This window comes from Kineococcus esterisolvens (assembly GCF_050871405.1).
Taxonomy (GTDB): Bacteria; Actinomycetota; Actinomycetes; order Actinomycetales; family Kineococcaceae; genus Kineococcus.
The window spans coordinates 1-20072 of the sequence record NZ_JBJLRI010000057.1 but is presented as its reverse complement, the minus strand read 5'-3'; the positions used below and the strand labels follow the sequence as shown (position 1 = coordinate 20072).

At 74.5% G+C, this 20072-nt stretch carries 17 protein-coding genes; 9 read left to right on the top strand and 8 right to left on the bottom strand.

Annotated elements, in window-relative coordinates:
• Positions 1-23 precede the first annotated feature (23 nt).
• The 3 genes from ACRYR8_RS15960 to ACRYR8_RS15950 form a co-directional block, all read right to left on the bottom strand.
• Complete coding sequence (locus tag ACRYR8_RS15960; protein WP_432484796.1) at positions 24-1562, bottom strand: extracellular solute-binding protein; 1539 nt, start codon at positions 1560-1562, stop codon at positions 24-26.
• A 72-nt stretch (positions 1563-1634) separates the two neighbouring features.
• A complete protein-coding gene (locus ACRYR8_RS15955; RefSeq protein WP_432484798.1) occupies positions 1635-2288 on the bottom strand; it encodes a DUF624 domain-containing protein in 654 nt (217 codons plus the stop codon).
• Positions 2289-2467: 179 nt separating this feature from the next.
• Positions 2468-3901: a class II fumarate hydratase gene (locus ACRYR8_RS15950; RefSeq protein ID WP_432484800.1), complete on the bottom strand. Its 1434-nt coding sequence runs from the start codon at positions 3899-3901 to the stop codon at positions 2468-2470.
• Between the two features lie 214 nt (positions 3902-4115).
• Between ACRYR8_RS15950 and ACRYR8_RS15945 the strand changes: the two genes are divergently transcribed.
• The 5 genes from ACRYR8_RS15945 (at position 4116) to ACRYR8_RS15925 (ending at position 10089) form a co-directional block, all read left to right on the top strand.
• Entirely contained in the window at positions 4116-5423 is a 1308-nt protein-coding gene (locus ACRYR8_RS15945) for an extracellular solute-binding protein (protein ID WP_432484802.1), read from the top strand.
• Positions 5420-6373 carry a carbohydrate ABC transporter permease gene (locus tag ACRYR8_RS15940; RefSeq protein ID WP_432484804.1) on the top strand — a complete coding sequence of 318 codons (954 nt, stop codon included), beginning with the start codon at positions 5420-5422 and terminating at the stop codon, positions 6371-6373. Before ACRYR8_RS15945 ends, ACRYR8_RS15940 begins: the two co-directional genes overlap by 4 nt.
• A complete protein-coding gene (locus tag ACRYR8_RS15935; protein WP_432484806.1) occupies positions 6373-7215 on the top strand; it encodes a carbohydrate ABC transporter permease in 843 nt (280 codons plus the stop codon). The genes ACRYR8_RS15940 and ACRYR8_RS15935 overlap by 1 nt, the downstream gene beginning before the upstream one ends.
• Positions 7216-7248: 33 nt before the next feature.
• Positions 7249-8502, top strand: a complete 1254-nt coding sequence (locus tag ACRYR8_RS15930; protein ID WP_432484808.1) for an ABC transporter ATP-binding protein — start codon at positions 7249-7251, stop codon at positions 8500-8502.
• 171 nt (positions 8503-8673) lie between these two features.
• On the top strand, positions 8674-10089 hold the full coding sequence (locus ACRYR8_RS15925) for a GNAT family N-acetyltransferase (RefSeq protein WP_432484810.1): 1416 nt from the start codon (positions 8674-8676) through the stop codon (positions 10087-10089).
• 76 nt (positions 10090-10165) lie between these two features.
• On the opposite strand, the gene ACRYR8_RS15920 is transcribed toward ACRYR8_RS15925, so the two are convergent.
• From ACRYR8_RS15920 to glpX, 3 genes are all read right to left on the bottom strand, one after another.
• A complete protein-coding gene (locus ACRYR8_RS15920) occupies positions 10166-11353 on the bottom strand; it encodes an L-talarate/galactarate dehydratase (protein WP_432484812.1) in 1188 nt (395 codons plus the stop codon).
• Positions 11354-11522: 169 nt separating this feature from the next.
• Complete coding sequence (locus ACRYR8_RS15915; protein ID WP_432484814.1) at positions 11523-12440, bottom strand: carbohydrate kinase family protein; 918 nt, start codon at positions 12438-12440, stop codon at positions 11523-11525.
• Positions 12437-13477 carry a class II fructose-bisphosphatase gene (gene glpX / locus ACRYR8_RS15910; RefSeq protein ID WP_432484816.1) on the bottom strand — a complete coding sequence of 347 codons (1041 nt, stop codon included), beginning with the start codon at positions 13475-13477 and terminating at the stop codon, positions 12437-12439. The genes ACRYR8_RS15915 and glpX overlap by 4 nt, the downstream gene beginning before the upstream one ends.
• 57 nt (positions 13478-13534) lie before the next feature.
• On the opposite strand from glpX, the gene ACRYR8_RS15905 reads away from it, so the two are divergent.
• Complete coding sequence (locus ACRYR8_RS15905) at positions 13535-14161, top strand: DUF4245 domain-containing protein (protein ID WP_432484818.1); 627 nt, start codon at positions 13535-13537, stop codon at positions 14159-14161.
• Between the two features lie 26 nt (positions 14162-14187).
• Here the strand turns inward: ACRYR8_RS15905 and ACRYR8_RS15900 are convergent, their stop codons facing one another.
• Together ACRYR8_RS15900 and xseA are read right to left on the bottom strand one after the other, a co-directional pair.
• Positions 14188-14472 (bottom strand): exodeoxyribonuclease VII small subunit, encoded by a 285-nt coding sequence (locus ACRYR8_RS15900; RefSeq protein WP_432484820.1) that lies wholly within the window; start codon positions 14470-14472, stop codon positions 14188-14190.
• A gap of 35 nt (positions 14473-14507) precedes the next feature.
• Positions 14508-15779 carry an exodeoxyribonuclease VII large subunit gene (xseA, locus tag ACRYR8_RS15895; RefSeq protein ID WP_432484822.1) on the bottom strand — a complete coding sequence of 424 codons (1272 nt, stop codon included), beginning with the start codon at positions 15777-15779 and terminating at the stop codon, positions 14508-14510.
• A gap of 130 nt (positions 15780-15909) precedes the next feature.
• On the opposite strand from xseA, the gene ACRYR8_RS15890 reads away from it, so the two are divergent.
• The 3 genes from ACRYR8_RS15890 (at position 15910) to ACRYR8_RS15880 (ending at position 19982) form a co-directional block, all read left to right on the top strand.
• Positions 15910-16911 (top strand): 4-hydroxy-3-methylbut-2-enyl diphosphate reductase, encoded by a 1002-nt coding sequence (locus ACRYR8_RS15890; protein ID WP_432484874.1) that lies wholly within the window; start codon positions 15910-15912, stop codon positions 16909-16911.
• 726 nt (positions 16912-17637) lie between these two features.
• Positions 17638-19719 (top strand): HAD-IIIC family phosphatase, encoded by a 2082-nt coding sequence (locus ACRYR8_RS15885; protein ID WP_432484824.1) that lies wholly within the window; start codon positions 17638-17640, stop codon positions 19717-19719.
• The gene (locus ACRYR8_RS15880; protein WP_432484826.1) at positions 19716-19982 is read left to right on the top strand and encodes an acyl carrier protein; all 267 of its coding nucleotides are present in this window, start codon (positions 19716-19718) and stop codon (positions 19980-19982) included. Before ACRYR8_RS15885 ends, ACRYR8_RS15880 begins: the two co-directional genes overlap by 4 nt.
• Positions 19983-20072: the final 90 nt, after the last annotated feature.

Sequence of the window (20072 nt, the reverse complement as noted above, 5' to 3'; positions counted from 1 at the left end):
GGTGGGGGGCGGCTGGATCGCCGTCACGAGTTCTCCTGGTCCAGCTGGTTGATCTCGGCGATGATCTGGTCACCACCGCTGCTGCGCCAGCGCTCGATGGCGTCCTGCAGGGCGGCCTTGTCGATCTGGCCGGCCAGGTACTGCAGGCGGGCGTCCGAGACGATGTTGTCCAGCTGGGCGCCCTTGAGGACGTAGGTCTCCGAGACGTAGGGGGCGGCCTCGTCGAAGACGGCGTTCTCCATGTCGGCCTCCTCGATGGCCCGGCGCTCGTCGTACTCGCTCTGCTCGTACTCGGTGGCCATCTTCGGGTCGTAGGCCTCGTAGCCGGCCACGTTGGTGCCGAGCTGCGCCCAGCTCTGCACGGACTCGGTGAGGGCCTGCGCCTCGGGGGTGTCGATGGCCTGCGCCTTGCCGTCGACGACGGTGAAGTTCACCCCCTCGATCCCGTTGTTCTCCAGGATCTGCGCGTCCTCGGACGCCATCGTGTCGAGGAACTGCAGCACGTCGCGCAGCTGCTCCTCGGTGCGCACCTGGGACTTCGGGATCACCAGGAAGCCGCTGTAGCCGGTGGTGGGGTGGGCGTGCATCTCGCCGTCGGGGCCGACGAGGTTGCCTGTGGAGTCCACGTAGTTCTGGAAGTTCTCGGGGTCCTGCTGCTTGAAGAGCTTCCGGATGACCTCGGCGCGGGAGTGGACGTCGACGATGATGCCGCCCTTGCCCTGGAAGAACGGCTCATTCCAGGAGGCGGAGTCCAGGGTCGCGTAGTCGGGGTTGACCCAGCCGTTGTCGATGAGGTTCTTCTCGTAGTCCACCGCCTCCAGCCACTCGGGGGTGGTGAAGTTCGGCACGAGCTCGCCGTCCCGCTCGGTCCAGCCGTTGCCCGCGCCGAACCAGGTCGCCATGACGTCCCAGGGGCTGTTGCTGTTGATGCCGCCGGGCCACTTGGGGACGATCAGACCGGAGGTGTCGTCCACGCCGTTGCCGTCGGGGTCGTCCTCGGTGAAGGCTCGGGCGACGTTCGCCAGGTCCTCGGTGGTCTTCGGCATCTGCAGGCCCAGCTTGTCGAGCCAGTCCTTGCGGACGATGACGCTGGTGCGCATGACGTCGCGGGCGCGGTAGATGCCGTACACGGTGCCGTTGACGCTGGCCGCCTCCTGCACCTCGGGGTTCTCCGTGGTGAGGTTCGGGTAGTCGGCCAGGACGTCGGTGAGGTCCCAGAAGGCGCCGGCCTGGGCGTTCTTCACGAAGCCGGGCGTCTTGCCCTGGATGACCATGACGGTGGGGACCTGGTCGCCGGCGAGGGTGACGTTCGTCTTGTCCTCGTAGGAGGAGTTCGGCACCCAGGTGACCTCGATCTGCTTGCCGGTCATCTCCTCCAGGCGCTTCTCGACCTCGTCGCCCTGCTGCGGCGGCTGCGCGCCCAGGAACGGCGCCTGGATGCTGATGGTGTCCAGCGCGGCGTCCTCACCGCCGGAGGCGTCGGAGGAGGAGCAGCCGGAGGCGACCAGTGCGGCGGCGGCGAGCGCCGCGGCGGCGGCGAGGGTGCGTGGGGTCCTGGGCACGGTGACTCCTTCGTCGGGGGGCGCGCCGGCGGGTGCCGGCGGTCGGTGGTGGGGGCGGGGCCGGCGGGCGGCTCAGCCCGCGGCGGCCCGGGCGCTCACGCGCTCGTCGTTGCGCTCGAAGGTGCCGAGCGCCAGCGCGGTCACGAGGTGCAGGAGGGTCGCGGCGCTGAGGAAGAGCGCCAGTCCCGGCAGGGCCCGCGTCACGGCCAGGACGACCACGACGCTCAGCAGCGGCAGCAGCGCCGCGACCGGGTTGGCCAGGAGGAACGAGGCGGCCGTGGGCAGGTAGCGCCGCAGCGGCAGGTCGTAGTGGACGTACAGCGGCAGCAGGACCACGGCGACGGCGGCGAGCGCGAGCCCCGCCATGGCCGTGGCGGCGGCCACCGCGTCGGCGGCGGCGCCCTCGCGGCCGGCGAAGACCCGCCAGTTGGCCAGCAGGAGCAGGCCGGTCAGCAGCACCGGCAGCAGGACCGCGTTGGAGCGGACGAGTTCCGCGCGCCAGGTGTGTGCGAAGACCCGCGCGGTGCCGGCCGTCTCGCCGCGCAGCCTGCGGCGGCTGACGGTGGCGGCGGCCGCGCTGGCCGGGGCGAGGCCGAGGACCACGCCACCGGCGAGGGTGCCGGCCAGCCACAGGAGGTTGACGAGGGCGAGCCACACCAGGGCGTCGCACGCGTCGTGCGCGCGCAGCGCCCAGCCCCCGGCGGGGGGCGTCCCCGTGCTGCTCACCGACACCACCTCGCGATCCACGTCGACCGGGGTCCTGCTGACCCGGCCACCGTAGGATGAAACGAATCAGAGGGGCAAGCGCTTACCGGACATTTTCCGTCGCGCCGTGCCGCGGGGGAGCGCCCGTGCGTCCTCGCGCCGGGCGCACCCCCGCCCCGTCGCCCTCCCCGCCCGGCGGGTCAGCGCCGCGGCGGCGCCGTCATCGACATGACGTCCAGCGCGTCGTCGAGCTGGGCCTCGCTGACCTCGCCGCGCTCGACGTACCCCAGCGCCACCACGGCCTCGCGCACGGTCGTGCCGTGCGCCACGGCGTGCTTGGCGACCTTCGCGGCCGCCTCGTAGCCGATGACCCGGTTCAGCGGGGTGACGATGGAGGGGGAGGACTCCGCGTACCGGCGGCACTGCTCCTCGTCGGCCTCCAGGCCGTCGACCGTGCGGTCGGCCAGCAGCCGGGAGGCGTTGCCCAGCAGGCGGGTGGACTCCAGCACGTTGCGGGCCATCACGGGGATCTGCACGTTCAGCTCGAAGGAGCCGCTGGCACCCGCCCAGGCGACGGTGGCGTCGTTGCCGACGACCTGCGCGCACACCATGAGCACCGCCTCGGGGACGACCGGGTTGACCTTGCCCGGCATGATCGAGCTGCCGGGCTGCAGGTCCGGCAGGCGCAGCTCGCCCAGGCCGGTGCGCGGGCCCGAGCCCATCCAGCGCAGGTCGTTGCAGACCTTCGTCAGGCTCACCGCCACCACCCGCAGCGCGCCGGACAGCTCCACCAGGGCGTCGCGGGCGCCCTGGGCCTCGAAGTGGTCCTCGGCCTCCGTCAGCGGCAGCCCCGTGTCGGCGGCCAGCAGCTCGATGACGCGCTGCGGGAAGCCGGGCGGGGTGTTGATGCCGGTGCCCACGGCCGTGCCGCCCAGCGGGACCTCCGCGACGCGCTCCACCGTGGCCCGCACGCGCTGCACCCCGCGGCGCACCTGCGCCGCGTAGCCGGCGAACTCCTGTCCCAGCGTGACGGGCGTGGCGTCCATGAGGTGGGTGCGCCCGGACTTCACCACGCCGGCGAACTCCTGCGCCTTGCGCCGCAGCGAGGCCTCCAGGTGCTCCAGCGCCGGCACCAGCTCGTTGACCACCGCGGCGGTGGCCGCCACGTGCACCGAGGTGGGGAAGACGTCGTTGGAGGACTGCGAGGCGTTGACGTGGTCGTTCGGGTGCACCGGGCGGCCCAGCCGCTCCGTCGCCAGGGTCGCGATCACCTCGTTGGCGTTCATGTTGGAGCTGGTCCCCGAGCCGGTCTGGAAGACGTCGACGGGGAACTCCGCGTCCCAGCGCCCGGTGGCGACCTCGTCGGCGGCGTCCGCGACGGCGCGCGCCAGGTCCTCCTCGAGCACGCCCAGCTCGGCGTTGGCCAGCGCCGCGGCCTTCTTGATGCGCGCCAGCGCCTCGATGTGCGCCCTCTCCAGCGGCGTGCCCGAGATCGGGAAGTTCTCCACCGCCCGCTGCGTCTGCGCGCGGTACTTGGCGGCGGCCGGGACCCTGACCTCCCCCATCGTGTCGCGCTCGATCCGGTGACCGGGCTGCTCGGTGCCGGGGGTGCTGGTGAGGTCGTCAGTGGCCATGGGGCCATCCTGCCAAGGCCACCGGCCGCACCCGCCCGGCCCCGCGCCGGTTGTCGCGCAGATCACGGTCCGCTCACGATCCGCCGCCGGGCGCCCGCCCCCCGCGATCTCCGAGTGCACCCGCCGTGCGGTGGGTGCACTCTGGCCGCACGGACGACGGGCGGACACCGCTCGCCGGGCGGTCCGCCGGACGACGACGTCGGAGGAGGAGCGAGTGAGCAGCGCGTGGCGCACCCGGGTCGGGGCGGTGAGTGCCGGCGTCGTGCTGGCGAGCACCCTGGCCGCGTGCGGAGACGGCACCGGGGCCTCGGGGCCGCCGGTGCTCACCTGGTACGTCAACCCGGACGCCGGGGGGCAGGCCACCATCGCCGAGCGGTGCACCACCGCGGCCGACGGCGCCTACACCATCGAGACGTCCATCCTGCCGCGCGACGCGGCCGCCCAGCGCGAGCAGCTCATGCGGCGCCTGGCCGGGGGGGACTCCTCCATCGACCTGATGAGCCTGGACCCCGTCTTCGTGCCCGAGGCGGCCGAGGCGGGCTTCCTGGCCCCCATCCCGGACGACCTGCAGCAGTCGCTGACCACCGGCATCGCCGAGGGCGCCGTGCAGGGCGCCACCTGGGACGACGAGCTGGTCACCGCGCCGTTCTGGGCCAACACCCAGCTGCTGTGGTACCGCGAGTCGATGGCCCGCGCCGCCGGCCTGGACCCCGCGCAGGCGCAGACGTGGACGTGGCAGCAGATCATCGACGCCGCTGCCGCCGGGGACAGCGCCATCGGCGTGCAGGGGCAGCGGGCGGAGTCCATGACGGTGTGGGTCAACGCCCTGATCGAGTCCGCCGGGGGGCGGATCATCGAGAACCCCGACGCCCCCGTCGACGAGATCAGCCTGGGCATCGACTCCCCGGCCGGGGAGGCCGCCGCCGACGTCATGCAGGCCATCACCGCCGCGGGCGTGGCCGGGCCCGGCATCGACAACCGCGACGAGGCCGCCACCGCCGACCTGTTCGAGCAGGGCGGGCTGATGTTCGCGACCAACTGGCCGTTCGTCTACGCCCAGGCCCAGCAGGGCGCCGAGCAGGGCACGGTGGACCCGGCGGTCTTCGAGGACTACGCCTGGACCACCTACCCGCGGATCAGCCCCGACCAGCCGTCCGCACCGCCGCTCGGCGGGATCAACGTCGGCGTCGGCGCCTACAGCGAGCACCAGCAGGAGGCGCTGGCCGCGATGGAGTGCATCGTGTCCCCGGAGAACCAGGCCGCGTACATGATCAGCGACGGCAACCCCGCCGCGGCCCTGGAGGTCTACGACCTGCCCGAGGTGCGCGAGGCCTACCCGATGGCCGACGTCATCCGGGAGTCGCTGCAGGCGGCCGCCCCGCGGCCGCAGACGGCCTACTACAACGAGGTCAGCACGGGCATCCAGTACACCTGGCAGCCGGTCTCCGCGGTCGGCGACGAGACGCCGCGGGTCTCCCAGGAGTTCGTGCTGCAGGTCCTGAGGGGGGAGAGGCTCCTGTGACCGCTGTCACCACGCCGCAGGTCGAGCTCGCGAACTCGCCGCGCACCAAGCGCCGCCGCGGCACCGACCGCTCGCGCCAGGAGGCGAGGCTGGGCTGGTACCTGGCCGGGCCGGCGTTCACCATCCTCGTCCTCGTCACCGGGTACCCCATCGTCCAGGCCGTCTACGAGTCGCTGTTCAGCTACCGGCTCACCGCGCCCGCGGACCGCGAGTTCATCGGCCTGTCCAACTACCAGGTCATCCTCACCGACCCGCTGTGGTGGGAGGCGCTGGCCAACACCGCGCTCATCACCCTGGTCACGGTCGCGGTGGAGCTCGTGATCGGCTTCGCGCTGGCGATGGTCATGCACAAGGTGCTCGGCTTCCTGCGGCCCATCGTCCGCACGGCCATCCTCGTCCCCTACGCGATCATCACCGTCGTCTCCGCCTACGCCTGGCAGTACGCGTTCTCCCTGACGACCGGGTTCATGAACGCCGTCGTCCCGGGCGTGCCGGACGACTTCGACTGGTTCGCGAACAAGTGGACGGCGCTGACCGTCATCTGCCTGTCGGAGATCTGGAAGACCACGCCGTTCATCTCGCTGCTGCTGCTGGCGGGCCTGGCGCAGGTCCCCGAGGACATGCACGAGGCCGCCAAGGTCGACGGCGCCTCGGCGCGCGAGCGGCTGTTCCGGGTGACGCTGCCGAACATGAAGGCGTCGATCATGGTGGCGCTGCTGTTCCGCGCCCTGGACGCCTTCCGCATCTTCGACAACGTCTACATCATGACCAACGGCGCCGCAGGCACCCAGACCGTGTCGTCGCTGGCCTACAACCAGACGATCAGCCGGCTGGAGATCGGTCTCGGCTCGGCCGTGTCGGTCCTGCTGTTCGTCTGCGTCCTGCTGATCTGCTTCCTGGCCATCAAGGTCTTCCGGGTGGACCTGGCCCGAGCGAGGGGGGAGTCCTGATGGGTGCGCTCTCGACCAAGGAGAAGACGCTCTGGTACCTCGGGGCGCTGGCCATCGTGCTCTACGCCCTGGTGCCGGTCGCGTGGATCGTCTCGTTGAGCTTCAAGAGCGAGGCGGACCTCTCCAACCGGAGCTTCCTGCCGACCAACGTCACGTGGGAGAACTACTCCGGCATCTTCAGCGGCACGGCCTCGGACCTCTTCCTGCCCGCGCTGCGCAACTCGATCATCGTCTGCCTGCTGGCCACGCTCATCGCCGTGGTGCTCTCGATGTTCGCCGCCTACGCCATCGCCCGGCTGAACTTCCCCGGCAAGCGCCTCATCCTCACCAGCGCGCTGGCCGTGGCGGTCTTCCCCGTCATCACGATGGTCACACCGCTGTTCAACCTGTGGCGGCGGATCGGCCTGTACGACACGATCCCCGGGCTCATCATCCCCTACCTGGCGCTGACCCTGCCGATCTCCATCTGGACGATGTCGGCGTTCTTCCGGCAGATCCCGTGGGACATGGAGCAGGCCGCGCAGGTCGACGGCGCCACCAGCTGGCAGGCGTTCCGCAAGGTCATCGTCCCGCTGGCCGCTCCGGGCGTCTTCACCACCGCCATCATCGCGTTCTTCATCGCGTGGAACGACTTCGTCTTCGGCATCTCGCTGACCTCGACCTCCGACGCCCAGCCGGTGCCGGCGGCACTGTCCTCGTTCACCGGATCCAGCTACTTCGTCCAGCCGACCGGCGCGATCTCCGCGGCGGCCGTCATCGTCACCATCCCCGTCGTCCTCCTGGCGCTGCTCTTCCAGCGCCGCATCGTCGCGGGTCTCACCAACGGCGCCGTCAAGGGCTGAGCCGTCGCCCGCGGACCAGAACAGGAGCTGATCGTGGCACGCATCGAGCTGAAGAACATCGTCAAGAAGTACGGGGACGGCTTCCCCGCCGTGAACGACGTGAGCTTGGACATCGCCGACGGGGAGTTCGTCATCCTCGTCGGGCCGTCCGGCTGTGGGAAGTCCACCCTGCTGCGCATGATCGTCGGCCTGGAGGACATCACCGGCGGCGAGTTGCTCATCGACGGCAAGCGGGTCAACGACCTGGCGCCGCGCGACCGCGACCTGGCGATGGTCTTCCAGAACTACGCGCTGTACCCGCACCTCACGGTGCGGGAGAACATCGAGTTCCCCCTGAAGCTCAGCCACAGCAAGGTGCCCGACGACGAGATCCGCGGCCGCGTGCAGCGCGCCGCGGACATGCTGGAGCTGGGCGAGCACCTCGACCGCAAGCCCGCCAACCTCTCCGGCGGCCAGCGCCAGCGCGTCGCCATGGGCCGCGCCATCGTCCGCGACGCCAAGGCGTTCCTGTTCGACGAGCCGCTGAGCAACCTGGACGCCAAGCTGCGCGGGCAGATGCGCACCGAGATCGCCCGCATGCAGCGCTCCCTGGCGACGACGACGATCTACGTGACCCACGACCAGACCGAGGCGATGACCCTCGGCGACCGCGTGGCGGTGCTGCGCAAGGGCGTGCTGCAGCAGGTCGCCAGCCCGCGGGAGCTGTACGAGCAGCCCGTCAACCTCTTCGTCGCCGGGTTCATCGGCTCGCCCCCGATGAACTTCCTGCCGGCGCGCGTGAACGGCGACCGGCTGGAGCTGCCGTTCTGCACGGTGCCCCGCCCGGCCGCGGTCGGCGCCGATCACGACGGCGAGCTGCTGATCGTCGGCGTGCGCCCGGAGCACTTCGACGACGCGGACGTCACCGACGCCCCCTCCGGCGCCGTGACCTTCGAGGCGCAGGTCGACGTCACCGAGTGGCTGGGCAACGAGCTGTACGCCTACGTGCCGTTCGAGGCGGCCGCCGAGACGAAGGAGCAGCTCGCCGAGCTGGACCGCGAGCTGGACGGCGAGAGCATGCGCAGCCAGCTCGTCGTCACGCTGGACGCCACGAGCGGTGTGCGCGACGGCGACACGGCCCGGCTGTGGTTCGACCCGCGCCGGATGCACGTCTTCGACCCCGGCAGCGGGGCCAACCTCACGCGCGACGAGGAGAAGGCCCGCCGCATCGCCGAGCAGTCGGAGGCGCTGCGCAGGAGGTCGCTGGAACGCGCCCAGGCCCAGCAGCAGGAGCGCGTCCCGGCCTGACCGACCGCCTCACCGAGGCGGATCACCCACGCTGCGTGACGTGTTGCGACGCTCAGTAGGAGTTTCGGGAACTCCCCGCGCCGGGCGTCCCGCGGTGTCGTCCGGCCCGGTTAAGGTGCCCGCCACGAGGCCGTCCTCCCGGCGGCCGCACCGGCGAGAGGCGGGTACGGGGTGGTCGACGCGCTCACCGGTGCCACGACCCCCGCACCGCGCGCGGCGTCCGTCGCCGGCGGCGACCTGGCGCTGGTCCGCGACCCCTCCCAGGGGCTGCGCATCGGCGTGCGACGCACCCTGGAGGGCGCCCCCGTCCCCGAGTGGCGGGTGCTCGCCCACCGCGGCGGGCACCCGCCGTTCTGCGGTCCCGACTGGCTGCGCGCCGTGCACACGCACCTCGGGGCCGGTGAACCGCTCCTGGTCGACGTGCGCCGCCAGGGCCGCCTCCTGGCCTTCGGCGCCTTCAGCGTCCTGGGCGCCGGGCCGGGCCGCACCCGCCCCGTGGTCACCTTCCTCGGCGCGGGCGGCAGCGACTACGCCTCCGTCCTCACCGACCCCGACGGCCCCGTGCCGGCGCAGCGCCTCGTCGCCGCCGTGCTCGACGCGGTCGTCGCCGAGGTGCCCGGTGCGCTCTTCGACCTCGAGCAGGTCCTCGGCGACGACCCGCTGCTGGAGGCCGCCGCCGGCTGGGCCGCCGAACGCGGGTACGCCGCGCGCCGGCTGCACCAGGCCACCGTGCACGCCGTGGTGCTGCCCCCCACCGTGGCCGAGCACGACGCCGCGCTGGGCCGCCACGCCCGCCACGAGGAGCGCCGCCAGTGGCGCCGCCTCGCCGAGCGCGGTGAGCTCGTCGTCGTCGACGACCTCCTGGACGGCCTGGCTCAGCTGCGCGAGACGCAGCCGGCCGCCGCCGACGAGCACCTCGCCGCGCTCGTGGCCGAGCTCGCCGCGGTGGACGCCGCCCACCCGCGCGCGGCGCGCCGGCACCAGCCCTGGCGCGGCGCCTCCGGCCGCACCCTCGCGCAGTTCCTGCGCACCGCCCCGCGCGGCGTCGCGCAGCTGTCGGGCCTGCGCGTGGACGGCCGGCTCGTCGCCTACGCCTTCTGCCTGGCCGGACCGCGCGCCCTGCACGGCTACGTCCAGTCCTACCGCGCCGCCGTCGCCGCGGCCGGTCCCGGCACCCTGCTGCTGCTGCGCGTGCGCCGCCGGGCCCTGCTGTCCGGCTACGCCGAGCTGGACCTCATGCGCGGTGACGAGGCCTACAAGCGCCGCTTCGAGCGCACCACCCGGCACACCGAGCGCCTCACCCTGGCCCCCACCGGCCTGACGCCGCTGTCCGCCGCCCTCGACCGGGCCGTGCTGCTGCGGCGCACCTACCGCGACCACCTGCACCGGTCGGCGCGCCTGGGCCGCTCGGTGGACGCCGTGGCCGGTGCCGCCGAGGTGCTGCGCACCGACCTGGGCCGGCGGGCGGCCGCCGTGCGCTCGGCCGGGCGCCGCGCCGCCGGTGCGCGCGAGGCCCTGGGCGGTTCCCGGGTGGCCGCGTGGGTCGGCGCGAAGCGGGGCGGAGCGGGGCGGGCCGGGCGCCGCTGAGCGCGGCACCCGGCCCGGTCGCGACCGCCCTCCCCGCGGGACGCGGTCGCGACCGCCCCCCGCGGGACGCCGCGGGTCAGCGCGCGGTGTCCACCGTCACGCGGTCCACGGTCCAGGCGCGCGCCTGCTCGCTGATCGTCACGCCCAGGCCCGGGCGGGCCGACAGGTGCATCCGCCCGCCGCTGATCTCCAGGCGCTCCTCGAACAGCGGGTGCAGCCAGTCGAAGTGCTCCACCCACGGCTCGATCGGGTACGCCGCCGCCAGGTGCAGGTGGATCTCCATCGCGAAGTGCGGGGCCAGCTGCAGGTGCGCGTGCTCGGCCAGCGTCGCCAGCTTCAGGAACTGGGTGATGCCCCCGATGCGCGGGGCGTCCGGCTGGAGGACGTCCGCGGCGCCGGCGCGGATCAGGTCGTCGTGCTCGCGGACGCTGGTGAGCATCTCGCCGGTCGCGATCGCGGTGTCCAGGGAGCGGGCCAGCTGCGCGTGCCCCTCGGTGTCGTAGGCGTCCAGCGGTTCCTCGACCCACACCAGCCCGAACTCCTCCAGCGCGCGGCCGACCCGCTGCGCGGTGGGACGGTCCCACTGCTGGTTGGCGTCCACCATGAGCGGCACGTCGCCGATGTGCTCGCGCACCGCCCGCACCCGGCGCAGGTCCTCCCGGGAGTCCGGCTGCCCCACCTTGATCTTGATGCCGCCGATGCCCTCGGCGATCGTCCGGTCGGCGTTGGCGAGCACCTGCTCGAGCGGCTCGTGCAGGAACCCGCCGGAGGTGTTGTAGCAGCGCACCGAGTCGCGGTGGGCGCCCAGCAGCTTCGCCAGCGGCAGGCCCGCCCGCTTGGCCTTGAGGTCCCACAGGGCGATGTCCAGCGCCGCCAGCGCCTGCGTGGAAGCGCCGCTGCGGCCCACCGAGGCCCCCGCCCACACCAGCTTCGTCCACAGCCGGCCGATGTCGCTGGGGTCCTCGCCGACGAGGTCCGCGGCCACCTCGCGGGCGTGCGCGAACTGCGCGGGACCGCCGGCCCGCTTGGAGTAGCCGAAGCCGACGCCCTCGAACCCCGCCTCGGTGGTGATCTCCGCGAACAGGAGGACGACCTCCGTCATGGCCCGCTGGCGGCCGGTGAGCACCTTCGCGTCGCTGATCGCCGCCGTCAGCGGCAGCACCACCGAGGACAGGGTCACGGACGCGATGCGGTCCAGCACCGGGGAGGGGGTCGGGGCGACCGGCGCCAGGGGAGCGGGCCCGGTGAGTTCGCTGGTGGTCATGTCTTCCTCGGGTCGGCGGGAGCCGAGGACGGCGGGCGTCGTCGGCGACGGTGCGGCCACCGTAGGAAGCCGCGCGATGCCTGTCCAGGAGCGTTGCGGCATCGTGCGATGCCCTCCGTGCATCCAGCTCCCCGCACCGACCGGCGCGACCGCCCGGCACCGGGCAGGATCAGCTCGCGGCGAGCTCCCCGCGCGTGGGCGGGTTCGCCCCCGCCCGGGAGCAGGTGATGGAGGCCGCCCGCGTCGCCGTGCGCAGCACGTCCTCCAGCGCGTCCAGCCGCAGCGCCCGCAACCGGCGCGCCGCTGCCGGTCCCAGCAGGTCGTGCTCGGCCAGCGCGTGCAGCAGGCCGGAGGTGAAGGCGTCGCCTGCACCCACGGTGTCCACCACCCGCGTGGCCGGGGCGGGCACCCGCAGCGTGCCCGCCCCGGCCACGCCCACCGCGCCCTCGCCGCCGCGCGTGACGACCACCAGCGCCGGGCCGCGGCGCTGCCAGCGCCGCGCCACCTCCACCACGTCCTCGCCGGGGCACAGCCAGGCCACGTCCTCGTCGGAGGCCTTCACCACGTCGGCGGCCTCCACGAAGGACTCCACCCGGCGCAGCGCCTCCTCGGGCGAGCCCAGGAACGCCGGGCGCACGTTGGGGTCGTAGCTCGTCGTCGCGCGCCCGCGCCAGGAGCGCAGCAGCTCCAGCGCCGCCCCCGCCCCCGGGTCCACCGCCGCCCCGATGGAGCCGGTGTGCACCACGTCCAGCTCCGCCGGCAGCTGCGCCGCCGGCAGGACCCACTCCAGGTCGAACTCGTAGGTGGCGCGGCCCTCGGCGTCCAGCTGCGCCCGGGCCACCGACGTCGGCAGGTGGTCGACCGCGCCCGGCACCAGCGAGACGCCCCCGGCCGACAGGTGCTCGCGCAGCAGCCGGCCGTGCGCGTCACCGCCCAGCCGGGTCAGCAGGGACACCGCGTGCTCCAGCCGACCCAGCCCGTACGCCACGTTCAGCGGGCTGCCGCCGGGGTGCTCGGACTCCGCGCCGTCCGCCGTGCGGACCACGTCGACGAGCGACTCCCCGACGACCAGGGCGCGCGCCCTCACCGCGGACCGGTGAAGTCGACGGCGGAGTACGCCCGCAGCTTGGACAGCTTGTGCTCCGACTCCACCCGGCGGATCGTGCCCGACTTGCTGCGCATGACGATGCTGGACGTGCTGATCGTGTCGCCGCGGTAGCGCACCCCGCCGACCAGCTCGCCGTCGGTGATGCCGGTGACGACGAAGTAGACGTTGTCGCTCGCCACGAGCGCGGAGGTGTCCAGCACGGCGTCCAGGTCGTGACCGGCGTCCAGCGCCTTCTGCCGCTCGTCGTCGTCGCGCGGGGCGAGGCGGCCCTGGATCGTGCCGCCCAGGCAGTGCATGGCGCACGCCGCGATGATGCCCTCCGGCGTGCCGCCGACGCCCATGAGCAGGTCCACGCCGGTGCCCTCGCGCGCGGCCATCACCGCGCCGGCGACGTCGCCGTCGGAGATGAACTTGATGCGGGCCCCGGCGTCGCGGACCTCCTGCGCCAGCTGCGCGTGGCGCGGGCGGTCCAGGATGCAGACGGTGATGTCCTCCACCCAGCGGTTCTTCGCGCGCGCCAGCCGGCGCACGTTCTCCTTCACCGGCAGCCGGATGTCCACCACGTCGGCCGCCTCCGGGCCGGCCACCAGCTTGTCCATGTAGAACACGGCGCTGGGGTCGTACATGGTGCCGCGCTCGGCCACCGCCAGCACCGCCACCGCGTTCGGCATGCCGCGCGCGGTCAGGGTCGTGCCGTCGATGGGGTCGACCGCGACGTCGCACTCCGGCCCGGTGCCGTCGCCGACGCGCTCGCCGTTGTAGAGCATCGGGGCGTTGTCCTTCTCGCCCTCGCCGATGACGACGGTGCCGTTCATGCTCACCGTGCCGATGAGGGTGCGCATCGCGTTCACCGCCGCGCCGTCGGCCTTGTTCTTGTCCCCCCGGCCCACCCAGCGACCGCCCGCCATCGCCGCGGCCTCGGTCACGCGCACCAGCTCCATCGCCAGGTTGCGGTCCGGGGACTCCGTGCCGACGGCGAGCGCCGCGGGCAGCTGGGGCGAGGCGTTCTGGGACATGGGACCTCCACGGGCCGGCGTCGTCGGGCGGCCAGCGTATCCGGCACCATGGGACCCGTGAGCACGACCGGCGGCACCCCCGCGCACCAGGCGCCCGCACCGACCGGGGAGGACCCCCGCGGCGTGCCGCGCACCCGCCGCAGCGGCAACGTCCAGTCGATGGTCCTGTCGATGGCCGTGATCCTCGCCCTGGTCGCCGTCGTCGTGTGGGCCGTCCCGCGGCCCAGCTCCGTGCAGCAGCCGCCCGCCGACGTGGCCGGCACCGCCGCCGGCGCCGGCGCCGAGCTGCCCTTCGCGCCACCCGTGCCCACCGGTCTGGAGGGGTGGACCCCCACCTCCGCGGAGGTCAACCGCTCCACCGACGGCGTCCTCACCTGGCACGTGGGCTACCGCACCGACCAGGGCGAGCACGTCGCCCTGGAGGTGGCGCGCGACGCCACGGCGGCCTGGCAGCGGGCGCAGACCGCCGGCGGAGCGAGCGACGGCACGCTCGAGGTGGACGGGCGGGAGTGGGAGCGCCTGCTGCAGCCCGACCGCGGCCGGCACAGCCTGGTGCGCACCGAGGACGACCTCACGGTCGTCGCCACCGGGGACGCCGACTACCCCGTCCTGACCGAGCTGGTGCGTGCCGCCGGGGCCGGCTGGGCCGCCGCCGGTTCCACCTGGGGCTCACCCCGGGGCTGAGCGCGGCGGCGTCCCGGGACGTCCGCTCACGCGGCGGGGTCGTCCCCGTCCGGCCGCGCGGCGTCCAGGCGGGCCCGGGCGCCCTCCAGCCAGCGCTCGCACGCCGTGGCCAGCGCCTCGCCGCGCTCCCACAGCGCCAGCGACTCCTCCAGGCCGCTCCCGCCCGCCTCCAGCCGGCGGACCACGTCGACGAGCTCCTCGCGCGCCTCCTCGTAGCCGAGGGCGGCGACGTCCGCGGGGAGCTCGGGCGTCTCGCCGGGCGTCTCGGGCGTCTCGCCGGGCGTCTCGGGCTTCTCGCGCTTGGTCGGCACGGGCACAGACCCTAGGTCCGCCGCCGCTCAGCCGCTCAGCCGGTGCGCGCGGTCAGCTCGCCGTCGGCCAGCCGCACCCGCAGCCGCGTGCCGGGCGGGGCGTCGGACGGCTCGCGCACCACCCGGGGGCCCTCCGGGCCGACCGCCTGCACCACGGCGTAGCCGCGCAGCAGCGTCGAGCGCGGCGACAGCGCCCGCACGCTCGCGCGCAGGTGCCCCACCTCCACCGCGGCGCGCTCCAGCCGGCCCCCCAGGCCGCGGCGGGCGCGCTCGCGCAGCCGCGCCACCTCCGCTGCCGGCCCGTCGACCAGGACGTGCGGGGCCGCCAGCACGGGCCGGCTGCGCAGCGCCCGCAGGCCGGCCTCCTCGCGCTCCACGCGCGCCGACACCGCGCGCCGCGCCCGCGAGCGCAGCTGCGCCACGCCCGCGAGCTCCTCGGCGACGTCCGGCACCACGCGCCGCGCCGCGTCGGTGGGGGTGGAGGCGCGCACGTCGGCGACCAGGTCCAGCAGGGGGCTGTCGACCTCGTGGCCGATGGCCGAGACGACGGGGGTCCGCACCGCCGCGACCGCGCGCACCAGCGCCTCGTTGCTGAAGGGCAGCAGGTCCTCGACGCTGCCGCCGCCGCGGGCGACGATCACCACGTCGACCTCCGGCAGCGCGTCGAGCTCGCGCACGGCGGCGACGACCTCCGTCACCGCGGCCGGACCCTGCACGGCGACCTCGCGCACCTCGAAGCGCACCGCCGGCCAGCGCAGCCGGGCGTTGTCCACCACGTCGCGCTCGGCGGCGCTGGCCCGCCCGCACACCAGGCCCACCACGCGCGGCAGGAACGGCAGGGGCTGCTTGCGCTCGGCGTCGAAGAGGCCTTCGGCGCTCAGCACGCGCTTGAGGTGCTCCAGGCGCGCCAGCAGCTCCCCGACGCCGACGGGGCGCACGTCGTCGGCGGCCAGGCTCAGGCTGCCGCGCTTGGCGTAGAACTCGGGCTTGGCGTGGACGACGACGCGCGTGCCGTGCCGCAGGCCGTCCGGCAGCACGTCGCGCAGGCGCGCCAGGACGCGGCGGGTGAGGGTGACCGGCAGCGACATGTCGGTGTCGGCGTCGCGCAGGGTCAGGAACACCACGTGGGCGCCTGGCCGGTCGTTGACCTGCACGACCTGCCCCTCGACCCACGTCCACGGCATCCGGGCGACGTAGGCGTCGATCTTCGAGGCCAGCAGCCGCACCGGCCACGGGTTCTCCGCGCTGGTCCCGGCGGCGGTGGCGGGCCTGCGGGGCGCGGCGGCGGGCGTCTCGGGGTCGGGCACGGGCCCATCCTGCCCGCCCGCCGCGCGGGGGCGGGCCGTCCGGGGGCCGACCTACCATGGAGGCGTGACGCAGCCCCTCCTCGACACCCCCGCCGCGACCGCCGCCGACGACTGCAACGACACCGCGGCGCTGGCCGGCGCCGGCGGGCGCGCCGCGTGGGACGGCGGCAGGCGGGTCCTGCTGGCCGCGCCGCGCGGGTACTGCGCCGGCGTGGACCGGGCCGTGGAGGCGGTGGAGAAGGCGCTGGAGCTGTACGGCGCGCCCGTCTACGTCCGCAAGGAGATCGTGCACAACAAGCACGTCGTGCGGACCCTCGCCGAGCGCGGTGCGGTCTTCGTGGAGGAGACCTCCGAGGTGCCCGAGGGCGCGCACGTCGTGTTCTCCGCGCACGGTGTGAGCCCCGCGGTGCGCCGGGAGGCCGACGCGCGCTCGCTGAAGGCGATCGACGCCACCTGCCCCCTGGTCACCAAGGTGCACCGCGAGGCCGTGCGCTTCGCCGAGCGGGACGCGCAGATCCTGCTCATCGGCCACACCGGCCACGAGGAGGTCGAGGGCACCGCGGGGGAGGCCCCCGAGCACATCACCGTCGTGGACAGCCCCGAGGCGGCCGACACGATCGAGGTCCACGACCCCGACAACCTCGTGTGGCTGTCGCAGACGACGCTCAGCGTCGACGAGACGATGGAGACGGTGCGCCGGCTGCGCGAGCGCTTCCCGAACCTGGCGGACCCGCCCAGCGACGACATCTGCTACGCCACCCAGAACCGCCAGGTGGCCGTGAAGAAGATCGCCGCCGAGTCCGACCTCGTGATCGTCGTCGGCTCGGCGAACTCCTCCAACTCCGTGCGCCTGGTCGAGGTGGCCCTGGACGCCGGCGCGGGGGCCTCGCACCGGGTGGACACCGCCGCGGAGATCGACGACGCCTGGCTGGAGGGCGTCACCACGGTCGGCGTGACGTCCGGCGCCTCGGTGCCCGAGGTGCTGGTGCGCGAGGTGCTCGAGCACCTGGCCCGGCGCGGCTACGGCTCGGTCGAGGAGGTCACCACCGCGCAGGAGGACCTCGTCTTCTCGCTGCCCACGGACCTGCGCCGCGACCTCAAGCGCCGCAGCCTGCCGGTCACCCCCGTCTGAGGTCCCGCCCCCCGCGCTCCAGCGTGCCCGCGAAGCGGTTGGGGTCCTCCACCGCGCGGTGCAGCGTCCGGCCCAGCGAGGCGGTGTGCCCGCCCGGGGTGCCCAGCCGCTCGTGCAGCTCGCGGCCCAGCGCGAACAGCTCCCGGGCGCTGCCGGGTCAGCACCGCGGTGCGCAGCAGCGCCAGCAGCGGGGTGGGCGTCGCCATCGCCGCGCGACGGCTCGCCGCGTGCTCCAGCAGGGCCGGGTCTCACCGCGTGCTCCAGCAGGGCCGGGTCGGCCTCGCGGCCGGCGGCCGCGCCGGCCCCGTCCACCACCACCCGCGCCTCGCCGGCGGCGACGTGCCGGGAGGGCCGGGGCCCCGGGTGCTGCTCCGTTCGGGTGGCGGGTGCGCCGTCCCTGTCCGGGCGCTGCGTCACCGGTACGGTGCACACCGTGGTGGCGTGGTGGGCGCTTCGCCGCCCTGCTGCCGCCCGTCGACGAGGTGTGCTGCGAAGTCGACACGCCTCGTCCTTCACTGCTCACGCAGGGTCGCGGCGATGGGTCGATGGTGCAGGGATTTCCCGCTGCGCGCCAAGGGGGCTCGACTACAGTGACGTCACGAGAGAGTTGCGGGGGCGGTAGCGCGGTGCGCGACGGGTGGGGGGCACCCGGCACCGGCCGGGCACACGCCCGCGCCCGCGGTCGGGCTCGCACCGACCGGCACCGATCGACCAGGGGGGAACACGATGCAGCACGTCGAGGACGCCGGTGACCGGGCCGGGGGCGCGCAGCCGCCCGGAGCGGAGCGCGAGCCCCAGGACCCGGTGGCCCGGGCGCTCGCGGCCGTGTCCGGGCAGCAGGTGCCCGCGCAGCGCGCCTGCCTGGACCTGGCGCGCGCCCTGTCCTCCGCCGGGGACGCGCGGCGCGCCGTGCAGTGGGCGTTCGCGTCGATCGACGCGGGCGAGGACTTCGCCGGCTGGCTGGCCGCCTCCCGCCTGTGGCAGCGCCACCGCGTCGACCTGCCCGCGGCCCCGCGCCGGGCGCGCGTGGCCGTCCTCGGCAGCTACACCACCACGCAGCTGACGAACCTGCTGCCGCTGGCGTGCGCACGGGCCGGGGTGGACGTCGAGGTCTACGAGTGCGGCTACGGGCTCTACCGCCAGGAGCTGCTGGACCCCACCAGCGGCCTGCACGCCTTCGCGCCCGACGTGGTGGTCCTGGCCGTGGACGCCGCCGAGGTCGACCTGCCGGCCGGCGTGGACGACCCCGGGGCGGCCGTCGAGGCCGAGGTGGCCCGGTGGACGTCCCTGTGGGACCTGGCCCGCGAGCGCTTCGGCGCCCGCGTGGTGCAGCACGGCGTCGTGGTGCCGCCCGACGAGCCGCTGGGCCACCTCGCCGCCCGCGTGCCCGGCTCGCGCTCGGCGCTGCTGCGGCGCTTCCAGGAGCGCCTGGGTGAGCTCGCCGGCTCCCCGGCGGGGCAGGGCGTGGCCGTGGTGGACTGCGAGCGCCTGGCCTCCGAGGTCGGCAAGCGCACCTGGAGCGACCCGCGCTACGTGCACGCGGCCAAGCAGGCCGTGTCGCTGGCCTGCGTGCCGCTGCTGGCCCGGCACACCGCCGCCGTGCTCGCCGCCCAGCTGGGCGCTTCGCGCAAGTGCCTCGTGCTGGACCTCGACAACACGCTGTGGGGCGGTGTGCTGGGCGAGGTCGGGGTGCACGGCATCGCCCTGGGCACCGGTGCCGCCGGGGAGGCGTACAGCGCCTTCCAGCGCCACGTGCTGGCGCTGAAGGACAAGGGCGTGGTCCTGGCGATCTGCTCCAAGAACGACGAGGACCTCGTGCGCGAGGTGTTCGAGCAGAACCCCGACATGCTCGTGCGCCTGGACGACGTCGCCGTGCTCAAGGCCAGCTGGGAGGACAAGCCGACCGCGGTGCGCTCCATCGCCGCCACGCTGGGCATCGGCGAGGACTCCCTCGTCTTCGTCGACGACAACCCCGCCGAGCGCGAGGCCGTGCGCGAGCTGGTCCCCGCGGTCGACGTGGTGCCGCTGCCCGCCGAGCCCGCCGGGTACGTCGCGGCCCTGTCGCGCTACCCGTTCTTCGAGACCGACGCGCTGACCGCCGAGGACGCCGCCCGCACCGACCAGTACCGGGCCCGGGCCCGCGCGGCGCAGGAGCGCGAGTCCGCCGGCTCGCTGGAGGACTACCTCCGCGGTCTGGGCATGCGCGCCGAGGTGGCGCCGCTGGGCGCGGCGAACGTGGCCCGCGTGGCGCAGCTGCTGGGCAAGACGAACCAGTTCAACCTGACGACGCGGCGGCACTCGCTGGCCGACGTGGAGGGCTTCGCCGCCCACCCGGACTGGCACGCCCAGGTGGTGCGCCTGCGGGACCGCTTCGCCGACCACGGCGTGGTGGGCGTGCTGCTGGCCCGCCGGGTGGACGAGCCGGGCGGGGCGGTGCTGGAGGTCGACAGCTGGCTGATGAGCTGCCGCGTCATCGGCCGCACCCTGGAGGACGAGATGTTCGGCGTGCTCGTGCGCCAGGCGCGGGCCCTCGGGTGCGCGCGGCTGCGCGGCGCGTACGTGCCGACGGCCAAGAACTCGCAGGTCGCCGGGCTGTACGAGCGCCTGGGCTTCAGCCGGCAGGAGGGTGCCGACGGCGCGGCGGGGGAGGGCTCGACCGGCTGGGTGCTGCAGGTGCCCGAGCAGGTGACCACTCCCGGGCTGATCGAGGTGCAGGTGGAGATCACGGCCGCGGCCGGCGGGCCCGGCGGTGGGCAGGACGACGACGTGCCGGCGCAGCGCCGGCAGGAGCAGGAGGTGGCGCGGTGAGCGAGACGACGGGTGAGCTGCTGGGCGAGGAGGGCGTCGACGGCCGGGTGCTGCGGGTCTTCCGCGACGTGCTGGGCGACGAGGAGCTGCAGCTGAGCGACTCCACGACGGCCCGGGACGTGCCCGGCTGGGACTCCCTGGCCCACATCAACATCATGTTCTCCCTGGAGTCGGAGTTCGGCGTCCAGTTCACCGACGCGCAGCTGACCTCGTTCGCCGACGTGGGCGAGCTGCGCCGCTTCCTGGCCGCCTCGGCGGGCTGAGCGCGCGCCCCGGGGCCGCCGGCGGCGGGCCCGGGGCCGGGCGGGGGTTGGCTGCTGTCCCCCTGGGCCTCACCAAAGGCATACTCGGCC

Coding starts and splice junctions, on each gene's coding strand:
- ACRYR8_RS15950 (WP_432484800.1), bottom strand. CDS start 3,901: ATGGCCACTGACGACCTCACCAGCACCCCCGGCACCGAGCAGCCCGGT.
- ACRYR8_RS15935 (WP_432484806.1), top strand. CDS start 6,373: ATGGGTGCGCTCTCGACCAAGGAGAAGACGCTCTGGTACCTCGGGGCG.
- glpX (WP_432484816.1), bottom strand. CDS start 13,477: ATGTCCCAGAACGCCTCGCCCCAGCTGCCCGCGGCGCTCGCCGTCGGC.
- ACRYR8_RS15920 (WP_432484812.1), bottom strand. CDS start 11,353: ATGACCACCAGCGAACTCACCGGGCCCGCTCCCCTGGCGCCGGTCGCC.
- ACRYR8_RS15885 (WP_432484824.1), top strand. CDS start 17,638: ATGCAGCACGTCGAGGACGCCGGTGACCGGGCCGGGGGCGCGCAGCCG.